The organism is Paraburkholderia sp. J11-2 (assembly GCF_905220185.1).
Lineage (GTDB): Bacteria > Pseudomonadota > Gammaproteobacteria > Burkholderiales > Burkholderiaceae > Paraburkholderia.
Map to the genome: position 1 here is coordinate 1 of NZ_CAJMYY010000064.1, position 7793 is coordinate 7793.

9 protein-coding genes and 1 pseudogene are annotated in these 7793 nt (G+C 57.7%); 5 read left to right on the forward strand and 5 right to left on the reverse strand.

From position 1 onward, the window contains the following. Positions 1 to 157 precede the first annotated feature (157 nt). Positions 158 to 601 (reverse strand): cupin domain-containing protein, encoded by a 444-nt coding sequence (locus tag U5A57_RS40940; protein WP_321918007.1) that lies wholly within the window; start codon positions 599 to 601, stop codon positions 158 to 160. Positions 602 to 1068: 467 nt separating this feature from the next. Between U5A57_RS40940 and U5A57_RS40945 the strand changes: the two genes are divergently transcribed. Next, a complete protein-coding gene (locus U5A57_RS40945; protein WP_321918008.1) occupies positions 1069 to 1533 on the forward strand; it encodes a cupin domain-containing protein in 465 nt (154 codons plus the stop codon). Positions 1534 to 2272: 739 nt separating this feature from the next. Further along, complete coding sequence (locus tag U5A57_RS40950) at positions 2273 to 2428, forward strand: hypothetical protein (protein ID WP_321918009.1); 156 nt, start codon at positions 2273 to 2275, stop codon at positions 2426 to 2428. A gap of 305 nt (positions 2429 to 2733) precedes the next feature. Here the strand turns inward: U5A57_RS40950 and U5A57_RS40955 are convergent, their stop codons facing one another. From U5A57_RS40955 to U5A57_RS40965, 3 genes and pseudogenes are all read right to left on the reverse strand, one after another. Then, entirely contained in the window at positions 2734 to 3429 is a 696-nt protein-coding gene (locus tag U5A57_RS40955; protein ID WP_321918011.1) for an HAD family hydrolase, read from the reverse strand. A gap of 31 nt (positions 3430 to 3460) precedes the next feature. Further along, positions 3461 to 3748: a hypothetical protein gene (locus U5A57_RS40960; protein WP_321918012.1), complete on the reverse strand. Its 288-nt coding sequence runs from the start codon at positions 3746 to 3748 to the stop codon at positions 3461 to 3463. A gap of 75 nt (positions 3749 to 3823) precedes the next feature. Continuing rightward, a pseudogene (locus tag U5A57_RS40965) lies at positions 3824 to 4138 on the reverse strand (SDR family oxidoreductase); the annotation flags it as partial. 1409 nt (positions 4139 to 5547) lie between these two features. Between U5A57_RS40965 and U5A57_RS40970 the strand changes: the two are divergent. The 3 genes from U5A57_RS40970 (at position 5548) to U5A57_RS40980 (ending at position 7151) form a co-directional block, all read left to right on the forward strand. Next, positions 5548 to 5853 carry a hypothetical protein gene (locus tag U5A57_RS40970; RefSeq protein WP_321918013.1) on the forward strand — a complete coding sequence of 102 codons (306 nt, stop codon included), beginning with the start codon at positions 5548 to 5550 and terminating at the stop codon, positions 5851 to 5853. A gap of 304 nt (positions 5854 to 6157) precedes the next feature. Then, positions 6158 to 6775, forward strand: a complete 618-nt coding sequence (locus U5A57_RS40975; protein WP_321918014.1) for a hypothetical protein — start codon at positions 6158 to 6160, stop codon at positions 6773 to 6775. Positions 6776 to 6800: 25 nt separating this feature from the next. After that, positions 6801 to 7151 carry a hypothetical protein gene (locus U5A57_RS40980; protein ID WP_321918016.1) on the forward strand — a complete coding sequence of 117 codons (351 nt, stop codon included), beginning with the start codon at positions 6801 to 6803 and terminating at the stop codon, positions 7149 to 7151. A gap of 81 nt (positions 7152 to 7232) precedes the next feature. Here U5A57_RS40980 and U5A57_RS40985 read toward each other — a convergent pair whose 3' ends face one another. Then, positions 7233 to 7478 (reverse strand): hypothetical protein, encoded by a 246-nt coding sequence (locus U5A57_RS40985; RefSeq protein WP_321918018.1) that lies wholly within the window; start codon positions 7476 to 7478, stop codon positions 7233 to 7235. Positions 7479 to 7793 lie beyond the last annotated feature (315 nt).

Sequence of the window (7793 nt, forward strand, 5' to 3'; positions counted from 1 at the left end):
ACAACACGTTGTCTTTCCAATCAAACTCAGGATCCGTAAAAATCATCCGATGCAGCCCCCCGCCCCGCTTTCTGCTGCGGCGGCGGCCCACACCGTGCAAAAGCCGCGCAGCAAACTCGCTGGTAGCAGCAAGCGCCAATCCAGATCCGTGCGGATATCAGGGCGTAACGCCAGACCCGGGCACTAACGAGTCAAGGTCCGGCCGCATCGTGACGGTTTCCTGTTCCTTGGGATCCGTTCGGGCGATCACCGCAACGCAAGGCTCATCCGGGCTCGCGTTATACGGAACATGAGGCACCCCTGCGGGAATGTAAAAGAAGTCTCCGGCTCGAACCACCGCATGTTGTTCCAGGCGTTCGCCATACCAGCACCCCGATACACCGCTCAGCTGGTAAATGGCGGTCTCATGGTCTGCGTGGAGATGCGCCTTCGCGCGGCCACCGGGCGGAATGGTTGCAAGCTGCAGATGCACATGCTTCGAACCCACGGTTTCCGCGGAGATACCGACAGCATAGGTGAGCCCTTGTTTGCCTTCGAACTCCCGCCCAGGTTGCACAAGCTGGCAGGTAGAGGAAGCAAGCTTCCGGTTACTAGTATTCATCGCGTCTCCAGACAGTGACAGCGGACAGCGCCGAATGGTCGGGCATACGGCCGCAGAATACACCCGGTCACGGATGGAAGGCGGTTAGCCGTTGCAGGTCGCACCCGCCCCTCCGATGACTGCCAGAGTTCGCACTAAGTCCCCTGTGAAAAGCGCTGCCCGAGATCGCGCAGCTACCGTAGAGCACATTAGTGTCTACAAGTGCGGCTCTGAGCACGTCGCCGCAAGGTTGAGCCGGTGACAGAATTATTCAGTTCTACGGTTGCTGAGACTGTGTCAGTCTGACGGCCGCTTCGCTTCGTTGGTGGTCAGCGGTCAGCAATTTTTGGCTTGCGGCAACACGGTGGCGTACTACGGTGTTGCCCTGGTTGTGAACTGCCCGTTCGATGGCGCGACAATCCAACAAAGACAAGTCATTCCAGGGCACCGTGCGTCGATGGTTCCGCTTAACCTAAAAGGACAAGAACATGCGTCAATACATCTATCTTGCGGCGTTGCCCGCCGCCTTTGTTGCCGGCATGTTTGCGTCACATCTGAGCACGCCGGCGCGAGCGCAAACATCAAACGTACCGCTGACGGCGCAGATTATCGACCTGGCGGCCATGACCGATGCCGATCTCGGCTCACAGGTTCCGAACATGGGTACCCTTCGCTCGAAGGGCCTGGTAGTCACGCCGATCGGGACTGTCGCAGTGCAAACCGGTAACGTACCCAAGCATACGCATAGAGGTTCTGACGAGATCCAGTACGTGATTTCGGGAAGCGGCACTTTCTGGCTGGGTAACGAACAACGTCAGATTCACCCTGGCGACCTGATCATTATCCCGAGGGGGACGGTACATGCGGGATCCGAGCCGAGCAGCGGCGAATTCAAAGTCCTTTCTATCAAGCTGCCGCCGCAAGCTCAGGGCGATATGCAGATGGTTCCCTGACGTGGCATCGATATCCGGTTACCAACCTTCCTCAATGTCGGTACACGCGGAAGTCCCATCTTCGTACGCGAGTCGACGAACGGCCGTTGTACTTTGAAAGCCGCGGTCTACCTGGAGGCGCACCACACGCGCTTCCTTGCGAAGCAGGCGGAGCGCTCCTCCAAGCTGCGCAAGGCAGCCTAAAGGGCTTGCGGGCCCCTCGGGGAGCTTTACGTGGCGGGCTGGTGGTCGTCTGATTTCCCGTGCCGCCTGAACCAGCGGCAAAGTCTCACCACTGGCCTTCAATGGCGTTTGTGCGTGCCCGTATAAAGCACGGACGCGAACGCGATCGAAGGGACTAGCAGAATCACGGCTAGCACAATGTAATGGTCCATGGAATCTCCTACGCGCCATTGGTGGCGTGCGCATCCCATGTCAAGCCTGTTTTAACACAGTGCCGCTGGTGGTCTAAAGCACCGTGCCGCACTGCTCGTTACGGCCTGCATTGACCTTTCAATCAGGAAGCACTGCTCAATAATTAAGCACCCACTGGCGACCGGGTGTCGCACTGCACACACGGGTAAGACCTTTATAGTGGCTGGGTTTGGGTCGCCCCTCTTTTTGCAGTGCGGTCCAGATCGCCAGGCGCGATCGGACCCCGTGTGCGGCCTTGCCGGTTGTCGACAGCCATCGCGCCGAAGTGATTCGGCCCCCCTGTCAGCTTCGCCAGTTTCTGCCTACACCTCGAAAGGAAGCCCCTGTGAAATACATTCCCCGCATCGCCGCATCTGCTGCCCTCGTCGTCGTCGCTTTCGCTGCTTTCACTTTCGCCCAGATCAAGTTCGCGCCGGATTCCGCCGACAACAATCCGGTCGCCCGCATCGTCCTCAACGTCGAGTCGCAACTGAACGGCTGATGCCCGCCGTCAAAGACAGGCGACGGCGCTCTCGCGCCAGTCGCCACCCGTCCCGCGGCACCACGCGCACTGCTGGCAGGCAGTGCCCATCTCCTGTCTAAGCGTCTTCAGTCTCTCGTCGCACGCGGGATTGCTGCACAGAATAAACGTCTGCATTTCTCTCCCCTGAGCGTGCACCAAAGCGCCAGCGCACACGATTGAAAAGCCCGCCGCCATTCCACAAGGGCGGCTAACTCGCCAATCGAAGGCGCCGCGCGCATGACGCAAATCGGATCCTCTGCGTCATTGATCTTTGCGCGGAAAGGCTAACGCGCCCCACGGCCGAACATAGATGTACGTGTGGCCGATAGAGGAGACCAATCGAAACACGCGTAAAGCGCAGCCGGGCCCGGATAGACGTCGATGCAACCGGCGGCGCGCAGGTCTTTTTCGATGAATCCGCCGCATAGTAATCCTATGCAGTTCAATCCGGTCTTGTTTGCGGCTTGGGCGTCGTACGGAGAATCACCCACAGCCAGTGCGTTGGACGCTTCAACGTGCAGTTTTGCCAGCACCGCCTCGAAGATATCGGGCGCGGGCTTCGATCGATCCGCGTCGGATGACGAGCTGGCAGCGTCGATCAGCTTCGTTACGCCCGCAATCTCCAGATGCTTCTGCAGTTCGTCTTCTTTGGCGGAAGAGGCAACGGCTATCTTGAGCCCGGCATCGCGAGCCCGCAGAAAAAGTTCCGGCACACCCAAAAAGGGGCGAATGCTGGCCAGGTACTCAGATTTGAATCGCGCGGATCGACATTCTTCGAGTGCTGCCCCGTGATCTGCGATGTCACGGTCAGACAGGAACGTGGGGATTAGCTGGTCGCCGCCCTTTCCAATCTGACTGCGCGCCTGCTCGAAACTGACGCTGTGGCTAAACTGGCTGAACGCCTCATGCCAGGCGAGCGCATGCAGGTCAACCGAATCCACGAGGGTTCCGTCTATGTCGAACACGATCGCCTGAAGCATAGGTCTTACCTCCTCTGGCCCAGGAAAGACTTCATGCCGCCTCAGCGGAGGACTGCTCGACGATGCTGCTCACATCCAGCGCGACGCCGTGCCAGCTATGCATGTCTCGGGCAGCTTGCGGAAGCCCGGCACGGGGCGAGGACGCGGGCTGGGGCGCGGTGGGTGCGGTCGCGAACATTGCCGTCTGTTGCGTGCAGGCTATGGTGCCGACGGTGGCAGTGGCGGCTGAGAGGGCAAGTACGGCAAGCCGGCAGGCAGCGCGGGCTCGGGTCGGTTTTGCAAGTCGTTGCAGCAGCCGGGGAAAAGGCAGCGAAATCATGGCAGGCTCCCGCAAAAGAAGTGGGTTGCCACTTCTCTCGCAACATGCGTGCCACCGCTTGTGAACACGCCGACGTCACAGCATGCGCATGCCCCCGGTAACGGGCCGAAGCGCCCCGGTCATATCGCGCCCCTCATCGGAGGCCAGCAGCACGTATGCGGGCGCGACTTCGGCGGGCTGTGCGGGCCGGCCGAGCGGCGTATCGCCGGCGAGCTTTGCGAGTCCGTCCGATGTTCTTGTCGACGGTTGCGGCGGCGTCCACACAGGGCCGGGTACCACACGGTTCACGCGGATACCCTGCGCGGCAAGCAGCTTCGCGAGGCCCACCGTAAAGGTCGCGATCGCGCCCTTCGTTGTCGTGTAAACGAGCATTTGCGGCTGCCGTGTTTTCGAATTGACCGAGGGTCGTGTTGATGATAGCTGAGCCGGGCTTCATATGCGGTGCCGCGGCTTGGCAGAGGTCAAACATGGCGAAGGTGTTGGGACGAAAGCAACGTTCCACATCTTCCGGCCGAATATCTTCGAGGCTCCGAGTTGGGGCGCGAAGTTACCTTTGCGGCTGATGATATGTACGCAAACTTGGCAATCGAGCAGGCGGCTGCGTAGTTGTTGATTTCTCGCCAGCCTGCAGGGTGTTGACGATCGTTGCGAGCGGGTATCCGCGTCGAACTACGGACCCGTAACGTCCGGCTATCTTCTCAGTTTTTGAGGTCTAGTCTCGTGCGAGTAAGCATCCGCTTGATGCCGTCGAATTTCCGAGTTCGGCCACAAGCAGCCACTCGCCGTCAGCGGTCGGGCGGTACCGGCATTGCGCAACCTGCCGCCCAGAAGCCTCAAGATTCGGTCCCGATAACAATCAATGGCGGTGCGCGAAAATTGCGAGATAAGGTACGCCGATCAAGACCAGGGCAATGCATCCGGCAATCCCCCACAGGCATACGACATAAGCTTTACTTGTACGGGCGCTGGGCCGCTGATTGGATGCAGGGTTTTGACGGGAAATTCGATTAATCACAACGCTACATCCCCCTGCAAGGAGACCGCTGATCACTATACCAGGCACTCTATGAGTAATAAGCGAGATAAGCACACCCAACGCGCAAATGACGTGCAGGAAGCGTAGAGCGATTATCGGTTTGCTCTGAGTCGCAGCCATATTTCCCCCCCGTTCGTTGTACTCATGGGCATTTGTTCTGTGGATGCAAGAGTATCTCACCAAGGGTGCGAACTCTTGGTTTCCGGCGATTTTTCACTTCTTGAACGTATCCTTCCCAACATTCGAAACGTCCGCTCAGGGTCGATGACGGTCCGCTGCGTCGGGCAAGAGTCGGCGGCACTTTGAGTCATTCGACTTTGTGCTCCAAATCGTCGACAATCGGTCGGCATGTCGGTGACGGAGGGGACCGACAGGCACGAGCGAGATCGCTACATCGCTTGCAGCCCTTGCCCGCTGGCAAATTGACAGCCGATAGCTGTCGGGTCGCTGTGCTCGGACTTATCCTTGCCTGAAACAAGAAACAATAAAAACGATGGATTCAAACACCTCGGTGTTCGTGTCAACCAGTCGCAGTGCAAACGGCGCATTGCTCTTATACGTCGTAATCCTGGTAGCCCTCGGGTGGACCGCGACGCCAGACGCTATCGCCTTTGAGATCAGCAGCGGCTATTGGTACAGGAGCTTGCCTGTCGCAATTCCTGTCGGAGTTTTCACCGCTTGGAAATTTCAATCTGCACTAGTTGGCCGATCGTACAAGCTACGCTCGGGCCCCGAACGAACGTTTGGCCTTTCGGAATCGTGGATGGCAAGCCTGGCTGGTGCGACTCTGCTCGTATTGGTCGCAGTATGCGGTTCTGCCAATGCGATGAATCAGATGATAGGCACCCTGTATACCGCAACATTTACGGTGACCGGAAAATACATCGTTCAAGGCAAACATGCGTGTTATGGCCTAACGCTGACGAACACTGACGATCCAGCAGACCTTCTGAAGATTTGCATGTCCCATTCACAACAGGACGCAATTGCGATTCAAGATGTGCTTCAGGTCAACGGTCGGCGATCCCCGTACGTGAACGAGGTGTTCAGCTACGTCAAAAAGCCATGACGCAGGTTAGATAACTGGGGGAACCCGGATCGGCGAGCGTCTGCTTTATGAAGGGGCGAACGGCCGAATCGGGTGGCGAGTTATGCCTTTCGCATGAAACGCGCAACCGAGGCGATCGGCGCGCTCGGCCGTGGGGCACAGCGCGGCCAGGAACGGTCCTTCGCCGACACATTCAAATCGTCGACTGTATTAATCACGCAGGCCTATGCAGGCGTCATCGCACCCTCTTGATTGACAGTGCAGCCCGACATGCTGCATCGTCTCCCAAATATGTCCGTATAAAATTCACAATTCGGGGAGAGGTATGTCAAATCGCTGGTTGAAATGGTGCTTGCTATGCTTCGTGGGCGTCTTCGGTACTGCCCTTTGGTCGTCAGTTATTATCGGTGTCCTGCTGGACGTCCGATCGCGTCAGCACTGGAGTGACGGGGCTACAGTCGGGATTTTCGCTGGAGCCTTCGGCATCCTTGCGGGAGGCATGAGTCTCATCCTATTTAAACTCAGCGATGCATTCATCCGAACCAATGGTCGTCGGCAATCGGCCGCCGGAAGCGAAGCGGACAGGAGCGACGGCACCGAGCTTGGGCTAAGCAAGGCGGAGAAGGAGCCCGAGCTAACAGACATCATTTTCGGCTCGTTCATATTCCTCAGTATCGGCATTTTCGGCGCGTACCAGTTAGCCCGCGCGGCCTTCTCCGGCGTCATTCTTGGTAGAGAAACGCGAGGGGAATCGCTGCACGATGTGTTTCGTGCTACGTCGCCGGGTACTTTCTTCGAGACCGCGGTGATGTATGCGCTTGGCGACATAGCTGTATTGCTGGTCTCGGTCGTTTTGGTCGCAGCGTTGATCGCAAAGATGAAAAGAAAAAAGGGAATCCGAGGTGAAGGTGCTGTAACGAGTGACCGGACAGCCGAAGGCTAAGAGGTCACTTTGGGTCGCCCGGCCAATGCCCGTCCTAGCAGCATTCGGCCAGTTTCGGACGTTCGACATCGTGGGCTGGATCGTTGACAATGCGGCTGCTGACGACGTCGAGATCAGGAAAATGGACAAGAACCGGGAGTTTTTTCTGCCGTTCGGGGTCGAAATCTCGATTGAGGACGGATGCGCAAGTATCGAATCTCACTTGCCGGAAGCGCTTCCTGGCTTTCGCGACCCCGTCGAGAACGGACGCATTGTCGGAGTTGTTGAAGGCATTGAGCAATTGTTGCTTTCGCTCGCGCGTGTCGGTATCGATTTATCTAATCCGCAGTTTGCAGTGGCGATCCGCGACTGCGTTGCAAAGCTTCAATCTGGCTGATCGACAAGCGTTCATAACCGGTCAGCAGAGGTCGTTCATGGTCTCGCCCAAAAACCGGTGAACGGTGTTGCCGTAGCTATGTCAAAACTTCAAGGAATGTCGCAGCCAGAGGAAGGAGATGGCGCCGATGACGGATATCAGAATGATGAGCAGAAAATAACCCCACTCTTTTCGTGTGGTTGGCAAGGTGCCGCCGAGATCCGTTAGCCCTCCTGTGAGCACGCCCACAATCAGTATGGCTATGCCCACAAATACCAGCATTCCTTTCCCTAGACCGCCGAAGAATGCCTCACCAATTCGTGCCCATTTGGGTGCGCCGTCAGTCATTTTCTAGTTATCGATGTCTGTTACGGGGCCGTCATGTAATCTCGTTAGCCTAACATAACGAATTGCAGTTCTTGGTGGGCGAAGATTATCTGAGCCTCGGCCAAAGTCCATCTAGCGGTACCCGGCCAACTTATTTCGAACGGCCGCTTTCGAGAGACGCGAACGTCCCTTCAGGGTCGGGATATCGTCCGCTGGCGATTGCCTCAGACTGAACCTCCTTCCGTCGAAAGGAGAATCGTCATGGAAGCCATTGACGTCGGCAGCGCGCGGCGCGTGCCTTGGAACAAGGGAAAGCTGACCGGCCAGAAGCCACCG